At 44.6% G+C, this 26707-nt stretch carries 25 protein-coding genes; 12 read left to right on the forward strand and 13 right to left on the reverse strand.

Features of this window, described 5'->3' with window-relative positions:
- The 4 genes from AB5542_RS00510 to AB5542_RS00525 all read left to right on the forward strand — a co-directional run.
- A partial coding sequence (locus tag AB5542_RS00510; RefSeq protein ID WP_368242946.1) for a fimbrillin family protein occupies nucleotides 1-641 on the forward strand: 641 nt, incomplete at its 5' end.
- A gap of 475 nt (nucleotides 642-1116) precedes the next feature.
- Nucleotides 1117-2886, forward strand: a complete 1770-nt coding sequence (locus AB5542_RS00515) for a WG repeat-containing protein (RefSeq protein ID WP_288215015.1) — start codon at nucleotides 1117-1119, stop codon at nucleotides 2884-2886.
- Nucleotides 2886-3833 (forward strand): hypothetical protein, encoded by a 948-nt coding sequence (locus AB5542_RS00520; RefSeq protein WP_288215016.1) that lies wholly within the window; start codon nucleotides 2886-2888, stop codon nucleotides 3831-3833. The genes AB5542_RS00515 and AB5542_RS00520 overlap by 1 nt, the downstream gene beginning before the upstream one ends.
- Nucleotides 3834-3837: 4 nt before the next feature.
- Entirely contained in the window at nucleotides 3838-5448 is a 1611-nt protein-coding gene (locus AB5542_RS00525; protein WP_288215017.1) for a leucine-rich repeat protein, read from the forward strand.
- Nucleotides 5449-5453: 5 nt separating this feature from the next.
- Here the strand turns inward: AB5542_RS00525 and AB5542_RS00530 are convergent, their stop codons facing one another.
- From AB5542_RS00530 to AB5542_RS00570, 9 genes are all read right to left on the reverse strand, one after another.
- On the reverse strand, nucleotides 5454-6590 hold the full coding sequence (locus AB5542_RS00530) for a serine/threonine protein kinase (protein WP_288215018.1): 1137 nt from the start codon (nucleotides 6588-6590) through the stop codon (nucleotides 5454-5456).
- Nucleotides 6580-7158 (reverse strand): hypothetical protein, encoded by a 579-nt coding sequence (locus tag AB5542_RS00535; RefSeq protein ID WP_087419189.1) that lies wholly within the window; start codon nucleotides 7156-7158, stop codon nucleotides 6580-6582. The genes AB5542_RS00530 and AB5542_RS00535 overlap by 11 nt, the downstream gene beginning before the upstream one ends.
- Nucleotides 7159-7220: 62 nt before the next feature.
- Nucleotides 7221-7898 carry an HAD family hydrolase gene (locus tag AB5542_RS00540; RefSeq protein WP_288215019.1) on the reverse strand — a complete coding sequence of 226 codons (678 nt, stop codon included), beginning with the start codon at nucleotides 7896-7898 and terminating at the stop codon, nucleotides 7221-7223.
- Nucleotides 7899-7974: 76 nt separating this feature from the next.
- Nucleotides 7975-8793 carry a translation elongation factor Ts gene (tsf, locus tag AB5542_RS00545; RefSeq protein WP_087419187.1) on the reverse strand — a complete coding sequence of 273 codons (819 nt, stop codon included), beginning with the start codon at nucleotides 8791-8793 and terminating at the stop codon, nucleotides 7975-7977.
- A gap of 82 nt (nucleotides 8794-8875) precedes the next feature.
- The gene (gene rpsB / locus AB5542_RS00550) at nucleotides 8876-9658 is read right to left on the reverse strand and encodes a 30S ribosomal protein S2 (RefSeq protein ID WP_087419186.1); all 783 of its coding nucleotides are present in this window, start codon (nucleotides 9656-9658) and stop codon (nucleotides 8876-8878) included.
- Between the two features lie 93 nt (nucleotides 9659-9751).
- Nucleotides 9752-10138, reverse strand: coding sequence for a 30S ribosomal protein S9 (gene rpsI / locus AB5542_RS00555; RefSeq protein WP_027200745.1), 387 nt, complete (start codon nucleotides 10136-10138; stop codon nucleotides 9752-9754).
- Nucleotides 10139-10144: 6 nt separating this feature from the next.
- On the reverse strand, nucleotides 10145-10600 hold the full coding sequence (gene rplM, locus AB5542_RS00560) for a 50S ribosomal protein L13 (RefSeq protein WP_027200744.1): 456 nt from the start codon (nucleotides 10598-10600) through the stop codon (nucleotides 10145-10147).
- A 607-nt stretch (nucleotides 10601-11207) separates the two neighbouring features.
- Nucleotides 11208-12014, reverse strand: a complete 807-nt coding sequence (locus tag AB5542_RS00565) for a DUF4249 family protein (protein WP_288215020.1) — start codon at nucleotides 12012-12014, stop codon at nucleotides 11208-11210.
- 4 nt (nucleotides 12015-12018) lie between these two features.
- Nucleotides 12019-14256: a TonB-dependent receptor domain-containing protein gene (locus AB5542_RS00570; protein WP_288215021.1), complete on the reverse strand. Its 2238-nt coding sequence runs from the start codon at nucleotides 14254-14256 to the stop codon at nucleotides 12019-12021.
- 114 nt (nucleotides 14257-14370) lie between these two features.
- Here AB5542_RS00570 and hemW point away from each other — a divergent pair, with 114 nt between their 5' ends.
- From hemW to AB5542_RS00590, 4 genes are all read left to right on the forward strand, one after another.
- Nucleotides 14371-15492, forward strand: a complete 1122-nt coding sequence (hemW, locus tag AB5542_RS00575; RefSeq protein WP_288215022.1) for a radical SAM family heme chaperone HemW — start codon at nucleotides 14371-14373, stop codon at nucleotides 15490-15492.
- Between the two features lie 61 nt (nucleotides 15493-15553).
- The gene (gene asnS, locus AB5542_RS00580; RefSeq protein ID WP_270544346.1) at nucleotides 15554-16999 is read left to right on the forward strand and encodes an asparagine--tRNA ligase; all 1446 of its coding nucleotides are present in this window, start codon (nucleotides 15554-15556) and stop codon (nucleotides 16997-16999) included.
- Nucleotides 17000-17023: 24 nt separating this feature from the next.
- Nucleotides 17024-18514: an RNA polymerase factor sigma-54 gene (gene rpoN / locus AB5542_RS00585; RefSeq protein WP_087419181.1), complete on the forward strand. Its 1491-nt coding sequence runs from the start codon at nucleotides 17024-17026 to the stop codon at nucleotides 18512-18514.
- Nucleotides 18515-18532: 18 nt separating this feature from the next.
- Nucleotides 18533-19132, forward strand: coding sequence for a PAP2 family protein (locus AB5542_RS00590; protein ID WP_118261574.1), 600 nt, complete (start codon nucleotides 18533-18535; stop codon nucleotides 19130-19132).
- Here the strand turns inward: AB5542_RS00590 and AB5542_RS00595 are convergent.
- Together AB5542_RS00595 and AB5542_RS00600 are read right to left on the reverse strand one after the other, a co-directional pair.
- Nucleotides 19129-19629 (reverse strand): SPOR domain-containing protein, encoded by a 501-nt coding sequence (locus AB5542_RS00595; RefSeq protein WP_288215023.1) that lies wholly within the window; start codon nucleotides 19627-19629, stop codon nucleotides 19129-19131. The two genes, AB5542_RS00590 and AB5542_RS00595, sit on opposite strands and share 4 nt — an antisense overlap.
- Before the next feature lie 11 nt (nucleotides 19630-19640).
- Nucleotides 19641-20066, reverse strand: coding sequence for an SPOR domain-containing protein (locus tag AB5542_RS00600; protein ID WP_118304656.1), 426 nt, complete (start codon nucleotides 20064-20066; stop codon nucleotides 19641-19643).
- A 115-nt stretch (nucleotides 20067-20181) separates the two neighbouring features.
- Between AB5542_RS00600 and AB5542_RS00605 the strand changes: the two genes are divergently transcribed.
- The 3 genes from AB5542_RS00605 to AB5542_RS00615 all read left to right on the forward strand — a co-directional run bounded on the left by AB5542_RS00605 (nucleotide 20182) and on the right by AB5542_RS00615 (nucleotide 22209).
- Nucleotides 20182-20985: a peptidylprolyl isomerase gene (locus tag AB5542_RS00605; protein ID WP_279038620.1), complete on the forward strand. Its 804-nt coding sequence runs from the start codon at nucleotides 20182-20184 to the stop codon at nucleotides 20983-20985.
- Between the two features lie 88 nt (nucleotides 20986-21073).
- Nucleotides 21074-21502, forward strand: coding sequence for a hypothetical protein (locus AB5542_RS00610; RefSeq protein WP_340278436.1), 429 nt, complete (start codon nucleotides 21074-21076; stop codon nucleotides 21500-21502).
- Nucleotides 21503-21510: 8 nt separating this feature from the next.
- Entirely contained in the window at nucleotides 21511-22209 is a 699-nt protein-coding gene (locus tag AB5542_RS00615; protein ID WP_279038618.1) for a hypothetical protein, read from the forward strand.
- Nucleotides 22210-22231: 22 nt separating this feature from the next.
- On the opposite strand, the gene mutS is transcribed toward AB5542_RS00615, so the two are convergent.
- On the reverse strand, nucleotides 22232-24847 hold the full coding sequence (mutS, locus tag AB5542_RS00620) for a DNA mismatch repair protein MutS (protein ID WP_279038617.1): 2616 nt from the start codon (nucleotides 24845-24847) through the stop codon (nucleotides 22232-22234).
- Nucleotides 24848-25078: 231 nt separating this feature from the next.
- Between mutS and deoC the strand changes: the two genes are divergently transcribed.
- Nucleotides 25079-25954, forward strand: a complete 876-nt coding sequence (gene deoC / locus AB5542_RS00625; RefSeq protein ID WP_279038616.1) for a deoxyribose-phosphate aldolase — start codon at nucleotides 25079-25081, stop codon at nucleotides 25952-25954.
- A gap of 16 nt (nucleotides 25955-25970) precedes the next feature.
- Here deoC and AB5542_RS00630 read toward each other — a convergent pair whose 3' ends face one another.
- The gene (locus tag AB5542_RS00630) at nucleotides 25971-26699 is read right to left on the reverse strand and encodes an RDD family protein (RefSeq protein ID WP_270544354.1); all 729 of its coding nucleotides are present in this window, start codon (nucleotides 26697-26699) and stop codon (nucleotides 25971-25973) included.
- Nucleotides 26700-26707: the final 8 nt, after the last annotated feature.

A 26707-nucleotide genomic window follows, 5' to 3' on the forward strand; every position in this document is an offset into this window, starting at 1 on the left:
CCTTTGACGGGACAAAGTGGAATCCCGCCAGAAAGTTATATTGGGATGAGGGTTCTTTTGATGTTTTCGCTTATTACCCGTACATCCCCTCTCTTTCGGGCGTGGACGATCTGCCTTTTTCTGTGGCATTGGATCAGTCGGCTACTTCAACCGATTCCGGTTTGGATGGCTACGAGGCGAGTGATTTTCTTTGGGCCACGGATCAGAACGTCACGGCAAGCGATTCTCCGGTCTCCTTGTCATTCAAGCACCGGATGAGTAAAATGGTTGTGCGTCTGATGAAAGGTAAAGATTATGATGGTGATATTCCGGAAGATGCCGAGGTATACATCCATAATACGGTACCTTCTGCCACGATCGACTTGAGCGTGGGAATTGTTACCCGGAACACTCACGGAACAGCACAGACGATTAAGGCGAAAAAAGTCAACAAGACACAATATACGGCTATCGTGGTACCCCAACGATTAACCAATCAAGTTCCTTTAGTTGAAGTGGTGATGAAAGGAGTGTCCTACATGGTGGAAAGCAAATTTGTCTTTAAACCCGGTATCCAGCATATGTTATCCGTCACGATCTCGAAGAATCCGGAACAGGTGAAAATCGAAATCGGTGGAGAAATCGAGGATTGGGAGGATTAGATTGGCTATTTTTCTTACTTTTGTAAGATAATTAACTGGCAAAAGAGATGGATAGCAAGGAATTACAACAGATAGTAGCATGTGGGGAAACGAGTACGGTCCAATTTAAGGAACATTTTTCTAATCAAGACAGTATTGCTGCTGAAAGTTGCGTTTGTGATGATCCTATAATAATGAAGGAGCAAATGATCACATAAATGATCATATAAACGTTGATGAGGGAATAAATGATCATATAAATGATAAGATAAACGTTGATGAGGGAATAAATGAGGGAATAAATGAGGTTGAGGCTTTGATTCTTGCTTTTTTAGAGAAAAAGCTAGGTGCTAAAGGCGGTGAAATTACCCAATTCCTTCAAAAAGGGACTTCCACGATGGAACGTTATTTGAAATCATTGAAAGAGAAAGGATTAATTGAATATAGAGGTTCACGTAAAACGGGAGGATATTTCAAAAAATAGGAACGTGTGTTTATGAGAAATATTATTTTTCTATTTGCACTAATATACGTGTGCGTCTCCTGTGAGAAAAAGCGGGTGGAAATAAATGGTTATCCCGTGAAAATTCTTCATGGAGACTCTTCTTTCGGGATCATTACGCCCGATGGGAACGCGCTGATAGATTCTTTATTTTCTGGTAAACCTTCCATTGTTGTAAATCAAGTGTGCGTTCTTCCCTGTGGGAATGAAATGTTCCGGTTGTGTGATATTTCAAAAGTTCCGATGACAACAAGTTCCCGGCGTTTTATCCAAGTGGGAAACTTTATGGAGGACGTAACCATTGCCCAAGAAGAAAAGGGAGGGCCTTTCATTTTAATCAATAAATCGAGTGAGAACATTGCGGTAATAGATTCCTACCGGGGAGTACCCGTTCGGGTGATGCATAATTTTAGAGATGGCCTTGCTCTGGCTTATACTGGAAATCAAAAATATGGCTACGTGAATACTCGTGGGGAATGGGTTATTGCCCCTGAGTATGATTTTGCCTGTGATTTTTCCGAGGGGATGGCCTTGGTCGGGATGGCAGACAGGGAGGGACGAATCGCCTACGAGGTCATCGACAGGAAGGGACAGAACGTTTTTCCCGTGATGTTAACGAATTGTCGCTTACAGGGAGTATTTTCTTGCGGTTTACTCGTGTACAAAGATTTGCGGCAACACTATTGTGCTTGTTTGGATAAAAAAGGGAAAACCGTGTTGTATCTTCCCGCCGAGATACAGGAAATGACTGAATTCCGTCACGACGTGGCATTCTGTTTAACTCGAAATGGAATCGGGGTGGTTGATAAGGCCGGGAAAATGATCGTTCCTGCCGACTATGATGATGGAGAATTTATAAATCCGGAACGACTGGCATTAAAGAGTAAAGGGAAATGGGCCCTGTTTGATTTTAAAGGGAACCGTGTGACCCCTTTTATCTATGATAAAATATATCCGTGGAGCCACACGAACCGTGTTTTTGTTCATCAGGACAGCATGGATCTCGTGATTGACGGGATGGGAAAGACCTTCAGCACGGCATATCCTTTTGAACTGGACTGGCAATCTTTGGAAACAACTTCTCCCGTTGTACAGTTTTTTTATCGTTACCCGCTCCTGGAGACGGTCGAAGTGCCGGAACCGGAAAACACGATACTGCCAGCGAAGAAACTTTCTTTGCCCCGGAAAGAAAGAATTCAGGCAATAGATACTGCCAGCCCGTTTTATCAAGAGGCGCAAAAGGTCCTGAAAAACGGATTCTCGGAGACGGATTCGGAAAATCGGAGAGTGATCTTAAACTACATGGAGCATTTCCGGATGTCGTACGAGACGAAAGATATTGATTTCTTGGAGCAACTTTTTAGCGAGAAAGCGTTAATCATTGTTGGTACCGTGGTGAAACAACTGCCACAGGAAGGCCACTATCTTCCAGCCGATCAGATCCGGTACAATATAAAAACGAAACAACAATATCTGGATCGTTTGCGCCGGATATTCAAGGCAAATAAGAAAATAGAGGTTCGTTATTCTGATTTTCTGATCCGGAGGCATCCCACCCGACCGGGAATTTATGGCGTCTCCGTTCGTCAGGCTTACTCTTCGGACTTGTACTCGGACGAGGGGTATTTATTCTTGTTATGGGATTTTTCTGACGAGACGGCACCTAAAATTCACGTGCGTACGTGGCAGCCCCGGAGAATAGATGACCAGACGTTATTGCCGGAACGGGATATTATTCACTTGGGAAGTTTTAATTTTGAATGATGAAAAAAATCTTATGCACGATCATACTCTTATGGCTACTTGTGCCGGGATGGGCTCAAGAGTTTAAGGTCGCTTCGTTTCGCTTGTTACCCAACGATATAACAGCTTGGGTGAATCCTGTGAGAGACTTGAATGACGAGGCGTGTGCGTTAATCAAAGTGGTCGGGAATCGTGATTTCGCCTTTTCTACTCCTTTGGGAATCGTGCAGCGTAAGAATGAAGTGGGTGAAATCTGGTTGTACGTGCCAAATGGAACTCGGAAAATAACGATAAAGCATCCTCGATGGGGTGTTTTGCGGGACTATAAATTTCCCGTTACCCTTGAATCGAGATTAACCTACGAGTTGGTGATAGAAGAACCGCTTTTGAAGGTCGAGGAAGAATACCCGAGAGTACGGAAAGTTCTCCGGCCGTTACCGAACGCCTCGCTGGACGAGAGCTTACGGGCTATGCCAACGGGTAAATTGAAATCTCGAAGACTTGCTTTTACAAGTTTATTGACTGTCGGATGGGATCACGAACGTCCCGCTTTCGGGGTCATGTTGGCGTGCATGAAAAAACATGGGTTATACGTGCATGGGCAGGCTGATCTCAAGTCTTTGTCCGTGGATGGGGAATGTCGGAAGGACGGGAGCATACCTTCTACCGGGGACACGCCTTATTACACGGGTTCCGAGAAGTATTCCCGGTACGCGTTTCTGGCCGGGGGAATTCACTCGATAGCGTCGTTATGCTATCTATACGAGGGAGTGGGCTATGGGAAACGGCAGGTGGCGTGGGAAACCATCGAGGGATTGAAACTGAGAAATAAAGATTATTCCTACAAGGGGATTGCCGCGGAACTTGGCTTGCTTGTCAAGGTTCGCAAAATGGCCCTCACGCTTGGAGTGATCACGATAAAGGGGGAGTACTGGGAACCCACGGTTGGAGTCGGAATAAATTTTTAGGGATATGTACAAATGGATCATCGCGTGCTGTTTACTATTACTTGCTTGTAAAAAGGAAGAGGAACCTTCTGTGCTGGCTCCCCGTATCTCTTTAAATGAGGTGACAGAGATTACTCGTAACACGGCGAGAATCTCTGCGGAGATTGAATTGCGGGGAGAGGGAACGGTTACCTCGTGTAAATTCCTGTACGGGACATCCGAGGATATGGCGGAAGCGTTTCAACAGGAGGCTGAAGGGGTAGAGGGAAACGTGGAGACTTGCCTCACGGGTTTACAAGCCGGAACATCGTATTATTATTGCTTGGAAATATCAAATGGTCATAGCGTCGTGCGAAGTGATATTGGACATTTTCAGACCTTGCCGAACACCCTACCCGTTCTGGGTGATCTGGTCATGATATACAAGGGGCCTTTTAGTGCGGCATTCCAGTGTATCTTGGTGGATGATGGTGGGGAAGCCTTGACAACTCTGGCGTTTACGTATCGGGAGAAGGATACGGAAAACGGGAAATTGGTTGAGGTACCATTGGGTGATGAGGGTGTTTTCACGGGAAAACTGCAAGGGTTGGAGATGGGAACCACTTATATCGTGAGTGCATTCGCCGTGAATTCGATCGGGGAAACTTACTCTACGCCCGTGGAATTTACGACTAGCGAGGCCGTTTACAATTCTGTTCCCGGTATGTTGCCGGAAATCATGGGAGATCAAAAGTACAACCTTGCCTCCTTAACCCTTTCCGGTTTCTTGAACGGAACGGATATTCGTTTGTTACGTGAAATGTTGGGATGGGATATTGAGGGGCATGAAACGCCGGGCCAATTAGTGGAGATGGATCTCTCCGAGGCAAAGATCGTGGAGGGTGGAAGTAGCTATTACGGGTCCCGATATACTCGTCGGGACACGTTGGACTACGGGATGTTTCTTCGATGCAGTCAATTGCAGCGAATCGTCTTGCCTCACAGCTTGAAAGTGATCGAGAAAGATGCATTCAAAGGATGTTCCGGTTTGATCTCCATGACGATACCCGATAGTCTAGTCGTTTACCAAACTTCAAGTGGTTGCAGTGCTTTGCAGGAATTGTCTGTTTCTCCTTTGAATACCACCTTTTCAAGTATTGATGGTGTGTTATACAATAAAGATGCGAGTATCTTGATCCATTACCCGGAAGGAAAAACGGCCGAGGAATTCACGTTCCCCTCTTCCGTTCGAAAGATCGGGGCGGCGGCTTTCCAGAATTGTTTGTTGGATTCCATCATTATCCCCGCTTCGGTGGAGGAGTTGGGCGAACAGGTATTCCGGGGTTCGAGATTAAAAAAAATCGTTATTTCCGATGGAGTTTATACTATTCCGGAGGCGGCCTTCAAAGAGTGTTCCGAATTGCAGGTACTGGTGTTGGGAAAAGAGATTTCGGCATTGTTTGACTATTGTCTTGATGGTTGTAATTTGCAGGAGCTTTACCTGATGGCAACTTACCCGCCTGTTTGTTACTCGTCGACGTTTACCGGGGCAGGGGATATTTTCAATGTATGTACTCTTTACGTGCCTTCCGGGCGTAAACCGATTTACCGGCAGGCGAAAGAATGGGGAAACTTCCTGCGGATTAATGAACAGTGATGGCTTTATTGGACCTCTTTTCGGATGGCTTCAAAGATTTGTCCGATTTCAGATTCTAATTCATTCACTTGATGCTTGAACAAACGGGACTCTTGCTGTGTGGCGTCCGCGAATTCTGTTTTTATGATTTGCTTGAGCGCCTTTTGCGTGTTTGTACTATCTTGCACAAGGGATCGTTCGTTCTTTTTGTAAGCAATCACGTGTCTATTCAAATTATTCTTTTCCTGTAAGAGGAATTTTTGGCAGGTCGGTGCGATCACCGAATTGCTGTACACCCGGTTTATGCTACTTTTATCCGGTTGGGACGACAAGTTCTTCAGGTAAAACGTCGTCAGGAGCGAGAGTGCCGCGACCGCAGAAATATAAAGAATGCTCTTGCTATGTCTTCTAACATTGAGCGCTTCCAGCACTTCTTGGGCGGAATGAAATCTCTTGTCAGGATTTTTCTGTGTACATTTCTGTGCGATTCGAGCCAATCTTCGATCCTTTATCACGCTTGTGATGTCTTGGATGATAACTCCCAGAGAGTAAATATCCGTACGGCAATCAAGCGATGCGTGAGGAAGTAATTGCTCCGGGGCGAGATATTTTTTTGTTCCGGCAGGAATTTTCAGCGTGTCATAATCATCCCGATCCGAGAGGCCGAAGTCGATTAATTTGACGTTATTCCCGTTGTGGGTAATGATGATATTCTCCGGCTTTAAGTCTTTATGAACAAGTTGCTTGCTATGAATATAGTGTAACGCTTCACAAAGTTCCCGGATAAACTTGTACGTGAGAGGTTGCGTTAGTTTCCCTTGAATCATAAACTCTTTCAGGGAAATTCCGTCAATGTATTCCATCACGATACACAGCCCCAACTCGTCCTGTTGTTCCCAGTCGATCGTCTGGCGAATATTCGGGTGATCCAACTGGTAGCCGATATTGAATTCCTTGTGTAATAACTGTTTGTAGAACTCTTCTTGTTTAAATGGGGGTTGTAGGCTTTTGAGGATATGTAATTTCCCGTACCGTCGACACAGATGCAGGCAACTATAACCCGATTCCGAACGATAGAATTCGGAAATATTGCTGAACATACTCTCTTGACTTGGAATATCTTCTCCCACGAAGCCCGATGATAACAAATCGTTATTTAGCATGGATGCGGTTAATTAAAGTCAATCCCCCGTTACGCCCCGCGATAAATGGCGGCGTTTTCTGGTTGTCTCTTAAAACATAGCCGAGGGATAACGGTTGTCCCATCAAAAAGCTGACAGCCTCGAAACGATCTCCTTGCACGAGCTTGGAGTGCTGGGCCTCTACCACTTCAAACCATGAATCCCCTTGGTATTGCAGGTGAAGGTAGCGATTGGGCGACCATCCGATTTCAATTTCTTCTCCTGCCGAGAGATTTCTGGTTTGAATCTGTTTCGTGACAAAGAAGGATGAATTGCATAGACTGTTGTCTTTCAGGTAAGCGCAGAACTCGTTGAAGTTGAAAAAGCCGATGTATTGCGCGAGAGAATCGAGTGTCTGATTCCTCGGTTTGTGCTTGTCTTTGACATAGCCCCACAACCGCTTTAGGGTCGAAGTGGATATGGATACATCGAGTTGAAGCTTTAAGTGAAGAGAAAATACATCAAAATCAGTGGTTGTCCTTAAATTTTGAGAGTACTTCTTTTCAACGGCTTTTAATAATTCTTGTATTTCCGGCTTAAATGTATTCATCCATAAAAATTATTAATCGAGTAAACAAATATAGTACAATAACTCGATCTGTACAAGACTGTTTATTGATTATGTAGGCGGTTTTTGGGTAATAACGCCTGTTTTAATTCCTCTACCGACGCGACGATCCGTTTGGCTCCGGCTTGGGTTAATTCTTCCCGATCCCCGTAACCGTATAAAACCCCGATACAGTCAATTCCGGTCTTCCGGGCCCCGATGATGTCGTGCTTCCGATCCCCCACCATGACCACCTTACTCAAGTCCCGGATGTCATTATTTTCCAGCACGTGACGGATCACCTCGTCTTTGTGAGACAACGAGCCGTCAACCCCGCTTCCCCCGACGAATTTGAAGTAATCGCTCAAGTGGAAATGATCAAGTATCTTTTCAGCGTAATAAGCCGGTTTTCCGGTAGCGAGCATCACTTGCTTTCCGGCCTCGTTTAATTCTTGCAGAAGGCGTTCCATGCCGGGATAAACGGCGTTTTCGTATATGCCCGTGTCGGCAAATCTTTCCCGGTATTTCCGGATGCCTTCCTCGGCCTGGTCTGCGCTGAAGTGGCAGAATTCCATCAAGGATTCTTTCAACGGGGGACCCACGAATTTACGTAGTTCGTTCAAGTCACTCACTTCTATTCCGAAGTGTTTCAAGGCGTACCGGATTGATTTGGTGATTCCTTCCATGGAATCGGTGACCGTACCGTCGAGGTCTAACAGGATGTAGGTATATTCTTGCTGCATATCGTGGGTGTGAGTGGATAAAAAAACAGGCCTATTGCTAAGCCTGTTTCTATATTTCAAAGATTTGTTTCCTGTATTAGGCGTTCAACGTGAAACGTAAGAAAGCGGTAACAGTTAAATCTTTATCTACGCTTTTCAAGTACTCTTTTACAGACATTTTACCGTCTTGCTCGAAAACTTGGTTTAACAAGGTAGACTCTTGGAAGAATTTGTTCAAGCGACCTTGAGCAATTTTATCCAGCATGTTTTCCGGTTTACCTTCTTCACGAGCTTTTTCGCGACCGATCTCGAATTCGTGATCGATAACGTTTTGAGGAATACCGTCTTTATCCACGGCAACAGGAGCCATGGCTGCCACTTGCATGGCGATATTTTTCTTCACTTGGGTGTCAGCTGCTTTGTTGAAACCAACAACGGTTGCCAACATGTTTCCCGGGTGAATGTAGATCACGCAATCTTCTGCTTTTACAGAGCCGTAGTAGCTTAATTCCAGTTTCTCACCGATAACACCGGTTTGTTCTGAAATCTGGTCAGCGATACTTCTACCGTCCAGTTGGATAGCCAACAAATCTTCGGTAGTTGCAGGCATATTAGCTAAAGCGGCGTCAAGAATTTTGGTCGTGAAAGCAATGAATCCCTCGTTTTTAGCCACGAAGTCAGTTTCGCAGTTTAAGGAAACCATAACTGCATTCTTTCCATCGGTTTTGGCTAAAACGCATCCTTCTTTTGCTTCTCTGTCTGCACGTTTGCTTGCAACAACAAGACCTTTCTTACGGATGATATCAACGGCTTTGTCGAAATCTCCCTCAGCTTCTTGTAATGCATGTTTGCAGTCCATCATTCCGGCGTTTGTTGCTTTACGCAACTTCATCACGTCTGCTGCTTTTATTTCCATATTCTTTAAACCTCCATGTTAATTCAATTTCAGAAGTTAGATCATTCAATCTAAAATCTGAAATCTAAAGTCAAAAATTAATCTATTCTTCAGAAGCGGTTTCGCTTACTTCAGCTACTTCATCCTGAGCCTCAACTTTCTCGGCACCTTTCTTGTCTCCTTCTTTCTCTCTTTCGGCTTTTCTTTCCGTCAGACCCTCTTTGATGGCTCCGGCTACCTTGTCGATAATTAAAGAAATAGAAGTTGATGCGTCGTCGTTAGCCGGGATTACGAAGTCAATTCCTTCCGGGTTTGAGTTCGTGTCCACGATAGCGAATACTGGAATTCCCAACGTGTTAGCTTCTTTTACAGCGATGTACTCCTTCATCACGTCAACCACGAAAAGAGCTGCCGGAAGACGAGTCAGGTCAGCGATGCTACCCAAGTTCTTTTCCAATTTTGCTCTTTGACGAGAGATCTGAAGTTTTTCCCGTTTTGAAAGGTGAGAGAAAGTACCGTCTTTTTCCATCTTGTCGATGGTGGTCATTTTCTTCACGGCTTTACGAATTGTCGGGAAGTTGGTCAACATACCACCCGGCCATCTTTCAGTCACGAACGGCATATTGATATTAGAAATTTTTTCAGCAACAATGTCCTTAGCCTGTTTCTTTGTTGCAACAAACAGAATTCTTCTACCTGATTTAGCGATCTGTTTCAAAGCTGCACTTGCCTTGTCCAACATGATGGCTGTTTTGTTCAGGTCAATAATGTGGATATCATTACGCTCCATGAAAATATACGGAGCCATTTTAGGATTCCATTTACGGGTAAGGTGTCCAAAGTGACAACCTGCATTTAATAATTCGTCGAAATTCGTATTTGACATTTTGTGTCTCCTTTAAAGTTTACTTTCTTAAATTTAATCAATTGTCGGGTAGTTCTCCACAGAAGTCCCGCCAATTTAGATACTAAACTCCTATTAACGTTTAGAGAATTGGAATCTCTTACGAGCGCCAGGACGTCCCGGTTTTTTACGTTCCACTTCACGCGGATCTCTGGTCATGAATCCTGCTGCTCTTAGTTTTGATTTATCCTCTGCGTTTACTTTCACCAATGCTCTGGCAATTCCCAAACGTAAAGCTTCAGCTTGTCCGTTGAAACCTCCACCTACAAGGTTTACCTTGATGTCATATTGTCCCAACACACCTAATAGTTCAAGCGGTTGTTTTACAATATATTGGAGGGTAGGCAATGTGAAATATTCTTCCAGGCTTTTCTTGTTGATCGTAATATTGCCTTTTCCTTCGTTAAGATAAACGCGGGCTACCGCTGTTTTTCTTCTACCTACTGCATTTACTACTTCCATACCTTGTTATTTAAGTGCGTTTATATCAATTACTTTAGGCTGTTGTGATTCGTGGTTATGCTCCGGTCCTACGAACAGGTGCATGTTCTTGAATACAGCTCTTCCAAGGCGATTTTTAGGAAGCATACCTCTAACAGCATGTTCCAGAATTCTTTCCGGGAATCTTTTCATTTCTTCTGCCGGGGTAGAAATCCGTTGACCTCCAGGATACTGGGTGTGTCTACGATACTGTTTGTCTGTTAATTTGTTACCTGTGAAGATAACTTTTTCTACGTTGATAATGATTACATTGTCTCCACAATCCACGTGGGGAGTGTAACTGGGTTTGTACTTGCCTCTCAATAGTTTCGCAACTTTAGCGGCAAGACGTCCCACAACTTGATTCTCTGCGTCAATCAAAACCCATTCTTTCTGTGCAGTGGCTTTGTTGACATAAGTTGTTTTGTAACTAATCTGATCCACTTTTTTTTTAATTAAAAATTAAACTTCTGTTTGTATTTCTTCGTGGGGACTCTGGGCATTCTATCCGGTTGAAAATAACGAGGTTTATCGGGCAAACTGATATAATTTTCAACGGAGACAGGTGCATTGTAAAGAGCATGGCTAAGGTATCCCTTACAATTTAGCGAGTACTCCACTCCAAAATGAGGGGCAAAATTACACATTAATACGTGAATTCCAAAACATTCCGCGAAAAGATTTGTTCCAGAGCGTTTTGATTGACTTCGGAATTATTTATTTGGGGGTAAATGGTCGGGGGGTATTTTTTGTTCGTATGGGGGGACGTACCCTATTTATGCCGACGTGCTAAGGTAATAGTCGGATAATCAATTAATTCTAGCTGATTTGTTCCGGATCACTTTCGTATAAAGCGCTATTAGAACGCTATTAAAGCTCTATTAAAGCGCTATACTAAAAATAGCGTTTTATAAGGATTTTAAAAATACATTTTAAATAGTTTTTCCGCATTTTCTCTTGAAGTGATCATGGTTTGATAATCAAATGATTACTTAAATCGGCTTCACTTCCGGACTTGTTGGGTTTAAAGAGTCTTGTAAGGTGGGATATGTTATTGAAAACTTTCGCGGGATACGAATTTGTAATCTTCCGTGTAACAGGTGAATATCCCTAGCGCACCCTGTATGTTTCCGATAAGCGGGACGGGAGAGGTGATGCTACCTTGGTTGGCGCTGTTAGCCTCGTAGAGAGAAACTTGATAGTTGTAACAATCTTCGGTAATACGTAAAAGAAGAATGACGACGGCTTCTGCCTCTTCGATTTCTTGGCATTTGATGGTGCGTTCGATCGAGACACCCCCGGTATGGCGGGATAGGTCGAGATAGCTTGTTTCTTTTTTCAGCAGGTTGTCATCCCCGGCTCCTTCTTTTCTTGCCTGCACGCTATATATATAGTAATTTTGCATGGGATTGAGGGAGGTTTGAAAACTGATCGTGACGGAGTTCGTCACCTTGGAAACGGAATAGGAAGAGATAGCGATGGGGTCCGGTATGGCGGTTTTGGCCGTGATGTGTTCTTTTTCAGGCGTGTAGATGCTCAGGTAAAGCGAGTCTAGACCGAATTGATTGAACTTGGTGTCGTGCCTGAAATTTCCGAGGAATGAGGGGCTGAACGTGGGGATAAGTTTGATGATGGAGTCAGCCTTTATGGAAACATCCAGATTGATAGGGTCGCTCAGGTCGATGATCTCGTGGATTGGGGAGACTTTGGCCGCGTTCAACGTGTAAAATTCACCCGGTTTGCAGTAGCATTCAATGAAATAACCGGAGATCTCACCCATGTCTTTCATGGGAAGTTCCTCTTCCGGCATGCAGGAGAGAAGCGAGAGAAACAGGAGGGTTAAAATTCCATTTTTCATTTGATTACCAGTTTATTCGAAGTGAAACATACGGGATAAAGGGGAGCATGACCTTGGATTTCGGGATAATCTTGGTCAGGTTGTCCGTGCTTTCTGCTTGAAAATAAACGAACGAAGGGTTCGATTGGTTATATACGTTGTAGGCTCCGACGCTGAGTTTGAACAAGAGGTTCTTGCCGCCGAATTTATAGTCGAGGCTGGCATCCAGCCGGTGGTTGTTGGGTAATTTGTAGTTATAGCGATCCGTGTACACGGGGATAAGAATAGGTTTGTCATCATTGAATTCCGTGATGTTCTGGGCGATGACCATTCCCTTGGGAAAGGTCGTGTAAACCCCGGACGAGAAGGTCCAAAGGGTGTTCAACAGGAGCCGGGGCGAAATCTGATAGGAGAAGTTGATCATGACGTTGTGTTTCACGTCGTACGGGGGATTAAAGGCTTTCCCGTTATTGATTTCTGCGAATTTGCGCTTGGATTCGGAGAGCGTGTAATTGGCCCGCATGTAGAGTGCGTGATGGTTGAGCGTTAGGTCAAATTCGAGACCTTTGGCATGGCCTTTTCCTTGAATTTGGCGATTGCTTAGGGCGGAATATTCAGTTTGAATGTCCGAGGCGAAGTCTTTCACGTTACGCATGTCCTTGTAAAAAATGCCCGCGTAGAAGGATAATAGTTGTCCGATCTCTTGATTAATCCCGATGGAATACTGGTGACAGGTGGCGGGTTGGGTTCCTTTTGCCAAGGGATACCAAATGTCGATCGGGGTTTTAACCGTGAAATAGGGGTAGAGGCTTAAATATTGAATTGTCTTGGCGTAATCGGCCCAGATGGTGAATTTGTTGATCGTGTAACTGATTTTTGCCCGGGGCGAGAAGGTGTGTTCCCGGGTTTCTCCTGCGTAAAATTGATAATTTCCTCCCACGTTTAAGGAGAAGTTTTGATTCAATTGGTAGTTTATATCCAGGTATAATTCATATAGATTGAAGTCTTTGTCCGAACTTTTTATTAGAAGATTTTGGCTGTCGTCGCTTTTGTTGGCAGTTTCGAACCGGGAGTATTCAAATTTTGCCCCGCTGTTTAGGTTCAATTTATCCGAGAGTCTGCGGGAATAGGTTGCTTGTCCGAGAAGGGCGTAGTTGCGATTTCCGCCTCCCATGGGAACACTGCCGAAGGCGTCACCCTCGCTGTACGTGTTTTTCCCGCCGAACTGGAAATCCCATTGCTCGTTGGCATTGGGCGTGTAGGAGACATTCACGTTGCCGGAAAAGGTGTGCCAGTCGAAAATGTATTGCACGTGTTCGCTGATCTTCATTTTCATGTGGTCGAGGGAGAACAGTCCGAAGGCGGTCATTCTCCATTTGTCGGAAAGACGTGAATCAATGGTTGCGGTAATATCACTGAAGGAGTACTCCGGCATATAGTTAGGATTCGTCTTGTCGTCCATGGACCGGTTGTATAACCGGGAGATATGTTGTAAATAAGAGGTCCGGGCAGAGGCGGCAAAGGACGTATGATTTTTGATAATCGGGCCTTTGGCTTTCAGGGCGGAAGAGACAAGTCCGAGAGTCAGCTCTCCCTCGTGTTCGTGCTTGTTTCCCGGTTCGGGGCGCATATTGATGTAGGAGGATAAAAAACTGTTGTACCGGGCGGGGAAACCGCTTTTGAAAAGGGTGGAGTTGTTCAGTATGTAGGGGTCGAACGTGGACAGGATTCCCGTGAGGTGGTCCGGGTAGGCGATGGGCATATTGTTGATGAGAAATCCGTTTTCGTTGCTGTTTCCACCTCGGACGTAGATGCCGGAATTGAGCGCGTTTGTCGTCACGATGCCGGGCATGGTGGCGAGGTATTTCAGTACATCTTGTTCGCCGAGAATGGCCGGAATCCGTTCGATCCCCTTGATGGAGGAGAGGATTCGCCCGCTGGCCGGAAGGGCCGTGACGACGACTTCTTTCAGGTTGTTCTGTTTGTTACGCAAGGTAATGACGAAGGGTGCGTCACTTTTGTTGAGTTTGTAAGTTTCTTTTTTATAGTTGACGTGTGAAAATTCCAACGTGCAAGGGATGGGACATTCTAACCGGAAGAGACCCAAGGTGTCGGTAGTGGTGCCTTTTTCGCTTTCGATGCAGTATATGTGTACCCCGCTGACCGGTTCGCCAGAGTGGGCTATAACTTTCCCTACGATGACCGTTTGGGCGTCAAGTGATATGGAGATGAACATAAATAAGATTGCAACCAATTTGCCCATATACACGCGTTGTGAGTTCGAAATTTCACAAATGTAGTAAACAAATCCCTTTATGCCTTATGGTTCATGTGAATAATTGTTGTTATTTTGCAGGGTATCTATTAAAATTTGATCATGGGAATATACGTGCATGTACCTTTTTGCCGGAGTAAATGTTTTTATTGCGGGTTTTATTCGGTGGCTTCATTGACCTTGAAGGAGGCATATCTGAGGGCTATCGAACGGGAGATCGTTTTAAGGAGGGGGTATTTGCCACGGCAGGAAATGAATACTTTGTATTTCGGGGGAGGTACTCCTTCTTACTTGGAACGTGGGGAACTGGAACGAATTATTCGGAAGTTGGAGGAAAATTATTCGTTCGCCCCCGGTATGGAGCGAACCATTGAGTTGAATCCCGAAGATCTGGTGCCGGAAAAATTGCAGGGAATAAAGGATTTGGGGTTTAATCGATTGAGTATCGGGGTGCAATCTTTTTCGGATGAACAATTGAAACGAATCAACCGGACGCATTCGGCCCGTCAGGTAATGGATGGAATCGCGCTTGCTGCTGGCATGGGATTTGATAATATAAGCATGGATCTGATTATTGGTTTGCCGAGGCAGACGGAGGAGGAGTTGTTGAGAGATGTGGAGAAGGCAAGTTGTTTACCAATAGTTCATTTATCTGTATATATGTTGAGTATTGATTCAAATACGGTATTTGAACACATGGTGAAACGAGGTGAGTTCCGGTTGGAGAATGAAGAGGTGATGGCCGGACGTTATCAGCGGGTGTGTGAACGGTTGAAAGAGTTGGGCTTTGAACATTATGAAATTTCCAATTTTGCCCGGAACGGGAAGTACTCCCGGCACAATACATCTTACTGGCAACAAAAGCCATACATCGGTTTCGGCCCTTCGGCTCATTCTTATGACCTGCGTTCCCGGCAATGGAACACGGCGAATTTGAAAACTTATATAGATCATTTAAATGAAGGAACGCTTTCATTTGAAAAAGAGGAATTAAAACCTGTTGATTTGTATAATGAATACGTGATGACGAACTTGCGGACAATGTGGGGCATGGAGAAACAAAAATTGGAGAGAGATTACGCCATGTTTTGGGAACAGGTGCAGGAACAAGTCCGGAAATACGAGCGTTCCGGGGATTTGGTGGAGGAAGGAGGAAGGTGGAAAATCAGCGAGACCGGGTGGGTAATTTCAGACGCGATTTTGAGTGATTTATTCGTGGTCTAGTTTTTTACATGAAAAAATACTATTTTTGCGGTTGTAAGTTTAATATTTAAATGTTTTTCAGATGAAAACGAGTAGAATGTCAGTCAAAGAACTGTTGCAATCAGGAGATTGCGGTAAAGAGGTTGAGGTTAAAGGTTGGGTAAGAACCAAACGCGGTAATAAACAGGTGAATTTTATCGCGTTGAATGACGGCTCTACGATCAATAATATACAGGTGGTAGTTGATATGGAGAAGGTGGCCGAGGAGGTGATGAAGAAAGTAACGACCGGGGCGGCTATTCACGTGAAAGGTTTGCTCGTGGAGAGTGCCGGGAGCGGACAGGCTCGCGAGATTCAAGCGAACGAGGTGATCGTGATGGGAGAGGCTGATCCGGAAAAGTTCCCGATTCAACCGAAGAAACATAGCTTGGAATTTTTGCGTGAGGTGGCTCATTTGAGATTCCGCACGAATATTTTCGGGGCTGTTTTCCGTATTCGTCACGCGATGGCTTTTGCCATTCATCAATATTTTAACGATCACGGGTTCTATTATTTGCATACCCCGTTAATCACGGCCTCGGATTGCGAGGGGGCGGGAGAGATGTTCCGGGTGACGACGCTTGACCCGAAGAATCCACCCTTGTTGGAGGACGGAAGTGTTGATTTCAGACAGGACTTTTTCGGTAAATCAACCAACTTGACGGTGAGCGGTCAGCTGGAAGGTGAGTTGGGTGCCATGTCGCTGGGTAAGATTTACACGTTCGGGCCTACCTTCCGGGCGGAGAATTCAAATACCACGCGCCATTTGTCGGAGTTCTGGATGATCGAGCCGGAAGTTGCTTTCAATGATTTGGAAGATAACATGGATTTGGCGGAGGATTTTTTGAAATACCTGATCCGTTATGCTTTGGAGCATTGCATGGACGATTTGTTGTTCTTGAGCAAGCGTTTGCAGGAAGAGGAGAAGGATAAGAAAGCCGAGGAACGTTCCATGGAGTTGATCGAGAAGTTGCAATTCGTGTTGAACCATGAATTTGAACGGGTTACTTACACGGAGGCTATTGATATATTGAAAAACAGCAAGCAAAATAAGAACGGTAAGTTCCAGTATCCGGTGACAGGTTGGGGTGTGGATTTACAGAGTGAACACGAGCGTTACTTGGTAGAGAAACATTTCAAGAAACCGGTGATTTTGACGGGTTACCCGAAGGAAATCAAGGCTTTCTACATGAAACAGAACCCGGACGGAAAGACGGTTGCCGCGATGGACGTGCTTTTCCCGCAAATCGGAGAGATTATCGGGGGGTCACAGCGTGAGGAAGACTATAACAAGCTGGTGACCCGTATGCAGGAGGTTGGGATTCCGGTTTCCGCGATGTCTTGGTATCTGGACACGAGAAGGTTCGGTTCCGCGGAGCATAGCGGATTCGGACTTGGGTTTGAACGTTTGTTGTTGTTCGTGACCGGAATGGGGAATATACGTGACGTGATCCCGTTCCCGCGGACACCGAAGAATGCCGAGTTTTAAGAATAATTTGAAATAAATAGAAGGATGCTCAAGCAAAATTTACAACAGAAATTAGGGTTGAAAATCAATCCGTTGCAGATACAGCTGATCAAGCTGCTTGAGCTTCCTACCTATCAACTTGAACAGAGGATTAAGGAGGAGCTGGAGTCAAACCCGCTTTTGGAAGAGGGGGAGGAGAAACCAGAGCCGGAGGTTGATATTAAGGAGGACGGGGATGAGGTGGATTATGATGAGAATTCGCAGGAAGAAGATAATTACGAATCTTCGGAGGATGAGTTTTCTTTAGATGATTATATCAGTGATGAGGATGATATTCCGGACTATAAGTTGACAGCATCGAATGCCTCGAAGGATGATGATGCACGGGAGTTCGTGCTTTCCGGGGGGATTTCTTTTCGGGAGAATCTGGTGGAACAGTTGGGGACGCAGCACTTGGGAGAGATGGATCGTAAGATCTGCGAGTATATCATTGGTAATATAGATGATGATGGTTATCTGCGTCGGGACGTGGAGAATATCGTGGATGATCTCGCTTTTGGGGCGGGGATCGAGGTGGACGATGAGAAGATTGAATCTTTGTTGCGTGTCGTGCAGCGTTTCGATCCGGCAGGAGTGGGGGCGAGAGATTTGAGGGAGTGTCTGTTGCTGCAGGTGAAACGACGCTTGGCGGAGACTTCCACGCCGGCTTTGATAAATGCCCGGATTATATTGGAGAGTTATTTCGAGGAGTTCTCGAAGAAACATTACGAGAAGATTTCCAAACGGATGAGGATTTCGGACGAGGAGTTGAAAGAGGCGGTGGACGAAATTTTGAAATTGAATCCCAAGCCGGGCGGACAGATTTCCGATTCTTCGGTTCCGGGAGCCGAGAAGATTATTCCTGATTTTAACCTGGATATTGTTGACGGGGAGTTACAGTTGAGCTTGAACACGGGGGATATTCCCGAGTTGAGGTTGAACAAATCATACGTCAATATGTTGGAGGATTACCAGAAGAATTCGAATTCCCGAGAGAAGAAAGATGTGGTGTCTTTCGTGAAATATAAACTGAGTTCTGCCCGTTCGTTTATTGATGCCGTGCAACAGCGAAATAACACGCTGATGTTGACAATGACGGCTATCGTGCAGTTCCAGAAACCATTTTTCCAGACGGGGGACGAGAGCAAGTTGAAACCGATGATTCTTCGGGATATTGCCGATATTACGGGATTGGATGTTTCTACTATTTCGAGGGTTTCTAATTCTAAGTATATACAGACTTGGTTCGGTATCTACTCTTTAAAACAATTCTTTTCGGGAAGTATGCCGACAAGTAGTGGAGAGGAAGTTAGCACGGGCGAGTTGAAGAATGTGTTGAAGGAAATCGTGGACGGCGAGGATAAACGCAAACCTTACACGGATGATGAGTTGGTGGAATTAATGAATAAAAAAGGTTACCAGATTGCCCGCCGGACGATTGCAAAGTATCGTCAGTTGCTGGATATTCCGGTGGCCCGACTTCGTAGGGAAGTTTAAAAGCCATAATTTTAAAATATGAAAGTACTTGCTTTTGCAGTATCCATACTGTTTCATCCTTTGTTGTTGCCTTTGTACGTGTTGTTTATCACATTTAATACAGGAACCGTTTTTACTTATATTCCGGCATACACGCAGAATATGTCTTATTTGTTGACCCTGCTGGGGGTGACGTTGATTCCATTGCTTTGCTTGCCGTTGTTAAAATGGTTGGGGTTGATTGAGGGGTACCGTCTGGTGCAGAAACAAGATCGGGTGTTCCCGGTGCTGGTGACGATCGTGGGGGCTTTTATCGTGTTTTATTTTTCCCGTAATTTGCCTTATTCTAATATCGTGAGACAGTTTTACCTGATTATGGTAATCATGCTCTCCGGCTTTATGATCGTGACGATTCGCTGGAAGATCAGTATGCACATGACAGCTATCGGGGCTTTGTGTGGCTTTGTTTTTATTCTGGGAATGAAGTACTTGGGTGATGTGATTAACTTGTTGCCTTTGCTGATTCTGGTTTCCGGCCTTGTTGCCTCTGCCCGCTTGTATCTAAAACAACATACCCCTGCCCAAGTGTATGTCGGGTATATTTATGGTGCCACAGCCGTGGTGGCTATCATGTATTAATAAAGCATGATCCATATATCGCTTTGTCCCAGTTGGGTGGCGAGTAGATCCCTTTGTTTCGTGGCTTCTTGTTTATCCGTGTAATTTGCGATACTGACACGATAACGCTGGTCTTTGATAATGATCTGTGCGCTCTGGAAGCCTTTGGCTTTTAGTTGTGTCACGTCTTTTTCTGCTAGATTTTCCCGGGGATGGCTGGCCACGATGATATGATAACTTCTTGTATTTGTTTTCTTGATGTTTTGTTCCGTTCCTTGTTGCTTTCCTGTTTCCTGCCGGGATGGGGAAATCTTCACGTTTGATGCAATCGTTGTGTTATTGTTATCTCGCGAGGGTTTTTGCCTGATAGTGTCAAGGGAGACGGTGTTTCCCGAAAGAGAGGCCGGAAGGTTTCTTTTCACGTTGACGGTAGTCAGGTTCTTGGAATTCATTTTATCCCGTTGACAGCCGATAAATGGCAATATCAGGACGAATGACAGGAACAATACGAGTTTCATGTTACTTGCGTTTATTTTATTTGATAGATCCAGGTCTCTTCTTTACCGGGGATTTTGTGAATTTTTCTCACGGCAGCGATAGCCTCTTTCTCGGTCTTGTACCCTTCGTAAGCCACGAGGTAAAGATCCCTGCTATAAGGCATGATTATGGCGTTTGCGTAGCCTTCCTTGTGTAGCTTGTCGTACATACGGTCTGCATTGTCTTTGATGCGGAAACAGCCGCCGACAAGGAGATATTCTGGGGCTTCTTTTACCACGGTGGTCTCGGTTACCGTTTTTGTTTCCGTTACTTGGATGGTGTCTTTTATAAGGACAGCCTTGGTCTCTACTTTAACCGCTTCTTTTTGCGTATTCGTGTTTCTTACCTTCTTTTTGTCTTGACATCCGGAGATTGCAACCGCTAGGATGACAAGTGTAAATAGTAGAATCGTTTTCATGTTTGACAACGTTTTGGTTAATCATGCCAAGATACAAACAAATTTATTGTTAGTAAAGTATTTTCTTCTATTTTTGTGGTGAAAGTGTCGAATTGTAACCAGTAAAAGAGTTATTATGAATAAATTTATCGGAGTATTGTTGATTTTGGTTCTTGCCGCTTCGTGTAAGAATGAAACAGAACCTATCGTGAAAATTACCACGGAGTACGGGGATATAAAGATTCGTTTGTATGACAAAACACCCAAGCATCGGGATAATTTTTTGAAGTTGGTGGATGAAAAATTTTATGATGGATTGTTGTTTCACCGGGTGATTAATCATTTTATGATACAGGGCGGTGACCCGACGTCGAAGAATGCAGGGCCGGACGTGATGTTGGGTGAGGGAGACGTGGATTATCGGATAGACGCGGAGTTCGTGCCGGAGTATTTCCACAAGAAAGGAGTGCTTGCGGCTGCCCGAGAAGGGGATGATACCAATCCGGAACGTAAGTCTAGCGGGGCACAGTTTTATATTGTTCAAGGAAAGGTGTATTCTCCGGAACAGTTGGAGGCTACCGTGAAGAGTATCAATGAAAGGCGTAAGATGGCGTTATATGGGCGATTGAAGAATCAGTACAAGGATGAATTTACTCGTTTGCAGGAGGTAAACGATACGGAGGGTATAGTCGCTTTGTCGGAGAAACTAACCCGGGAGTGCGACAGCCTGTTTGTCAACGCGGAGTTCGTGCTGACGGAAGAACAGAAAAAGGTTTACACGACAGTCGGCGGGACTCCCCACTTGGACGGGCAATACACGGTCTTCGGCGAGGTAATCGAGGGGCTGGAAATCGTGGATAAAATCGCCGCCGTGAAGACCAGTGAATGGGACCGCCCGGTGGAGGATGTGATGATTAAGAGGGTGAGGGTGGCGAAGTAGGGGGGGGACTATTTTCTTGGTGTGCATATTCTCGTTTAATGGGTTCGTGTTTGTTTTATGTTGATTTATAGCTGGTAGTCCAAATAGTATGTATCAACTAAAGATTGAATTGAATGGGAGGCTTGAGAATTTTAGTAGTGATCCTTGGGTAGCTCATATGCAGGCTTTAGAGTGTACAGATATTCATTTGGAACGAGGTCGGCCAGTAGTTGTGGGGCTTAATACTGAAATAGGACGAGGTATAAATGAGGGAACAACAGATCATTTTGTGGTTGTTACAGGGCGGGGATATGATTATGATTTGGGATTGTATTATTATATTTATATGGAAACAGGAGTGTCTGAGTTGAGTGAAGGATGTGATGCTACACAAAATAGACTTTATTGGGATCCAGTTTCTAATGAATTTTATGACCCGAGTAATTATAATGGCGAAAGAGTTGACGTAACCCAGGTAAGACCTAATGATGGTAGAACGTGGAGTGGAACTATTGCTGTTTGGGAGGTTAATAAATAAATTAAAAAATGAAAATTGTGAAAGTATGGTTATCTATCGTGTTGCTTTTCTGTATAGGTTTATCCGGAAATTGCCAGAAAAACACTTTTGATTTAAAATGTAAATTTGAAGTAATAAAAGAGACCTCTTTACCTTACGAACGAGTTTTAACAGATAAGGGGCAAAGAAATCCTAGTTATGGGCTTGTTGCCGATAAGGAAATCCCTTGTTCTTTATTATTTGAATATATGGATTTTGGGGGTACTATTAAGACAACTTGGACAAGTGGCGGTAGTATTTTTAGGTTATTTAAACCGGAATCAAGCGAGTTTGTTCTTGTTGTAGCTAAAATAGGTGTTTCTGAATGCACTAAACACCTATTAATTACATATGATAAAGAGGGAAAGATGATAGATTACATTGAAGTAGAAATAGGTTTTGTTAGGAGGGGGGAATATACAAGTTCCAAGCATTGGAGAATTGATAAGAATTTGCAGATACAAGTATGTCAAGTAAAGCCGATATCGTCTGAACCGATACTTTTTTTTGATAAGTACTATCAATTAGACTCCATGCAGGGACAACGAATAGATACTTATTACAAGATAGATAAGTCTGGTAAGTTTCAGCAAGTGAAGCAGGTGAAGTACAAACCGAGAGAGTATGATTGTACATTTTTTAAGAGTAAGAATATATGGAATAGTGGAGATGTGGCTTTGGAAAAATAGTATTTAGGTCACAATTTGTGACCTAAATACCTGTTATCTTTTTTATCTCATTTAGTTTGTTCAAGGCTTCAAGCGGGGTCAGGCTGTTGATGTCCAGTCCGGCTATTTCATCCCGAATCTGTAATAACACGGGGTCTTCCAGTTGGAAGAAACTGAGTTGAATGCCTTCTCTTTCGTTTCCTATTTTAGCGACGTTCTTTTGTATCGCACCGCTTGAATTACGGTCGTTCTCGAGTTGTTTCAGTATCTCGGACGAACGTTTGATGACAGATTGCGGCAAGCCTGCCATTTTACCGACCTGTATACCGAACGAGTGGTTGGAACCTCCTTTTATCAGTTTTCGAAGGAACACGACTTTGTTGTTCACCTCTTTTACCGATACGTTGAAGTTCTTGATTTTCGGATAAGAGCGTTCCATTTCGTTCAGTTCGTGGTAGTGAGTAGCGAAAAGGGTCTTTGCCCTGCTTTTCGGATTTTCGTGTAAAAACTCGACAATGGCCCAAGCGATGGAAATACCGTCATACGTGGAGGTTCCTCGTCCAAGCTCATCGAATAGTACAAGGCTTCGGTCGGAAATGTTGTTCAAGATGTTGGCAGCCTCGTTCATCTCGACCATGAAGGTGGATTCCCCCAAAGAGATGTTGTCGGATGCCCCGACGCGGGTGAAAATCTTGTCGACATACCCGATCTTTGCCGATATGGCGGGAACAAAACATCCGGCCTGTGCCATGATCACGATGAGCGCAGTTTGGCGTAAAAGTGCTGATTTACCCGCCATGTTGGGCCCCGTGATAATGATGATTTGTTGTTTATCGTTATCGAGGTAGAGATCATTGTCGATATAGTTTTCTCCCGGAGGTAATTGGCGTTCAATGACCGGGTGCCGTCCTCCTTTTATGTCGATCACGAAGGATTCGTTGATCTCCGGTCGATGGTAATTATTCGTGATTGCTATGTTGGCGAACGAGATTAAGGTGTCGATGTAGGAGATGACGCGGGCATCCAGCTGTATCGGTTTGATATAGGAGGCTGCCGCTGCCAGCAAAGTGTTGTATATATCGCTTTCCAATTCTTGAATCCGGTCTTCGGCACCAAGAATCTTTTCCTCGTATTCTTTTAGTTCGGGAGTGATGTAACGTTCCGCGTTGACAAGGGTTTGTTTGCGAATCCAAGTGTCGGGAACCTTGCTCACGTGAGTTTTGGTCACTTCGATATAATAGCCGAAAACATTGTTAAAGCTGATCTTCAATGTAGGTATTCCTGTGTTCTCTATTTCACGTTGTTGCATCTTTAGTAGAAGTTCTTTCCCGTGAGAAGAGATTTCCCGTAATTCATCCAGTTCTGTGTTAACTCCGGGGGCGATGACATTCCCTTTGTTGAGCATTGAGGGGGCATCTTCCCTGATCTCGTGGTCTATTCTTTGGCTTAATACTTCGCAATCATCCAGTTGTTGCGTCCATTTGGCAAGAACTTCATTGCTGGTAGATAAGCATTGTTCTTTCAACGGTTTGATGGCTTGTAACGCAATTTTTAGTTGAACCATTTCTCTCGGAGAGATGCGGCCGACGGCGATCTTGGAGGCAAGGCGTTCCAGGTCTCCAATGGTGCGGAGAATTTGTTCCAGTTCCAAACGTTCCGTTTCGTGATGCACGAAACATTCCACGATGTCCAAGCGTTCGTTTATGTCTGCCGGTTTCTTCAAGGGCATACACAGCCAGCGACGTAAAGCGCGTGCGCCCATCGGGGTGATGGTGCGGTCAATAATGTCAGCTAGGGAGCGTCCTCCCTCGTGGAGGGTGTCTAAAATTTCGAGGTTACGTAGCGTGAAACGATCCAATAGGACACAGGTTGACTCGTCGATACGGGAGATCGAGGTGATATGTCCCACGAGTTCATGTTTTGTCATGTCGAGGTAATACAAAACGGCTCCTGCGGCGGAAATGCCGCAGTCCATTTTATCAATCCCGAATCCTTTTAATGATGATACTTCGAAATGTTTTTTGAGACGATCTGTCGCAGATTCTGTCTCGAAGAACCATTCTTCGATCGGGTAAGTGTAGTATTTTGTCCCGAAGAGTTCGTTAAACCGGGTTTCCGAACCTTTAGGGTATAGTACTTCTTTGGGTTGGAAACTGTTTAATATTTTATCCATGGTGGCGGGACTTCCTTCTGTGGTTAGGAATTCTCCCGTGGAAAGGTCTAACAGGGATAGCCCGGCTTTGGTTTTCGTGAAATACACGGCAGCCAGAAAGACGTTGTTTTTGTTGTCGATGGTGTTTTCGTTATAGGAAACCCCGGGGGTGACGAGTTCAATAACCCCTCTTTTTACCAGTTTCTTGGTTTTTTTCGGGTCTTCCAGTTGTTCACAAATGGCTACCCGTTGGCCGGCTCGTACCAGTTTGGGCAGGTACGTGTCGATGGCATGATAAGGAAAGCCGGCAAGTTCTACGTCTCCGGGAGAGCCGTGGGAGCGTTTGGTGAGCGTGATGCCTAGTATTCTGGATGTTAGAATGGCATCTTCGCCGAACGTTTCGTAAAAGTCACCCATCCTATATAATAAAATCGCATCGGGGTATTTAGCTTTTGCCGAATAATATTGTTGCATAAGCGGCGTCTGTTCTTCTGACTTTGTTGCCATTATGTTGTATTTATTGTCTGTTATTAAATTTTAATTACGTGTTTTCGCCTCCCAAAAGTAAATATTTTGATCGAGATTTGCTTTAAAACTTCGCAAACATTGTGTAATTTTGCCTAGGCTAAAAAGGGGAATGACGAAATTTAGTGAGTGTAGAAGAATAACCTGTCGTGTATTTTTTCGTATTGAATATAGAGACGGGTAGGGGGATAGCCGATTAATAAAATAGTGTATATGGAAAATATATTGGATGCATTGGCAATTTACGGGTATTCAAATTTAGAGGATCGGATCGAATTTGAGCTGGATGGGGTGATCGAGAAGGAAATTGCTCCGGCTTATTGTAATGAGAATTTTGAATTGTGTGTTTCATGTATGGATTATACTTCGCTGAAGGTGACGGATACGGAGAAATCAATCATGACTTTCGTTTCTGAATTATTGAAGAAATTGAAGAAAAACACGTTGCCGGATGTGGCATCAGTATGTGTGTTTCCCCGGTTTACGTCTCTCGTGAAGGAAAATCTGGTTGGGACACCGATTAAAACGACGGTCGTGGGAGCTTGTTTCCCGGCTGCACAGACGTTTTTGGACGTGAAGTTGGCTGAATGCAAGGCTGCTATCGCGGCGGGAGCGGATGAGGTAGACGTCGTGATTTCCGTGGGGGATGTCTTGGAGCGTAATTACGAGAAGGTGTATAAAGAGTTGGTTGCTATTCGTGAGGCTTGTGTCGGGGTTATTTTGAAGGTGATCTTGGAAACGGGCGAGCTGAAGACGATCGAGAGCGTGTTCAATGCTTCATTGATCGGGGCTTACGCGGGAGCTGATTTTATTAAAACATCTACCGGGAAGGTTCCGGTAAATGCTACACCGGAGACGGTTTACGTGATTTGTGAAGCCTTGCGTCAGTTCCATGCACAGACCGGGAAGATGGTCGGGATTAAGGTGGCCGGTGGTATTACGAAGATTCAGAACGCGATTCGTTATTTGACGATCGTGAAACATATTTTAGGCGAGCAATGGCTTACGCCTGCTTATTTCAGAATAGGAACGTCCCAATTACTGGAAGATGTTCTGAAAGAGATGAAAACGGTAAAAATTAATGGCTGAAAGTGAAAGCTTTCAGCTAATTATTTGCCAAGTGAGAGTGATCTTTTAAGATGGTTTCCACGAATTCCAGTGGAATCATGGCTGTTTCAATTCCTGTTACTTCTTTAATCTTTTTCGTGAGAGGGGCCAGTAGGGCGTAATTGTTGTTTTTGTGTACTTCCCGTAGCACATCCTTGATGATCTTGATGTCTTTGTCGGACAAAAGAGCGGCTTGCTGAAAGACGACCTGATATTCTTCCGGGGCCTCGAATTCACTGATTTGTTTTAACGTGACTGCTTTTTCGAGTTTTATTACCGTGGTTCCTGCCGCCATGTCACCGAGTCTTTGCATTCGTTTGGAGGCGATGATCGAGATGACGGCGACGGCACCGCTTGAGATGGAAATATCTATTAAGCGGAAGACCCAGCGGAGCATACAATCCCAGAAGGTGAGTTTTTTGCCGTTTAGTTTCACGACTTGGATACGCATGGTGTATTTGCCAAGGCTGCGGCCGTTAAAGACGGCCTCGCAGAATAGATGATAGGAAGCGATGATCACCGCGAGAATGACGAAAAACCAAGTAGGGGAGGCTACCATGCTGAAGAGGCCGATAAACATGAGACCCAACATGAGTAGTCCGAACTGAAAGGCACCATCAATCAAGGTTGCTAGGATGCGGTCTAGCACGCCCGCGGGAATATAATCAATGTCAACGTTGTGAGCTGTACTGATAGAAATGTTCATGATAAGTATAAATATTTCCACAAACATAC

The sequence above is a fragment of the Butyricimonas sp. RTP31003st1_G1_RTP31003_210430 genome (assembly GCF_040920905.1).
Classification (GTDB): Bacteria; Bacteroidota; Bacteroidia; order Bacteroidales; family Marinifilaceae; genus Butyricimonas; species Butyricimonas paravirosa.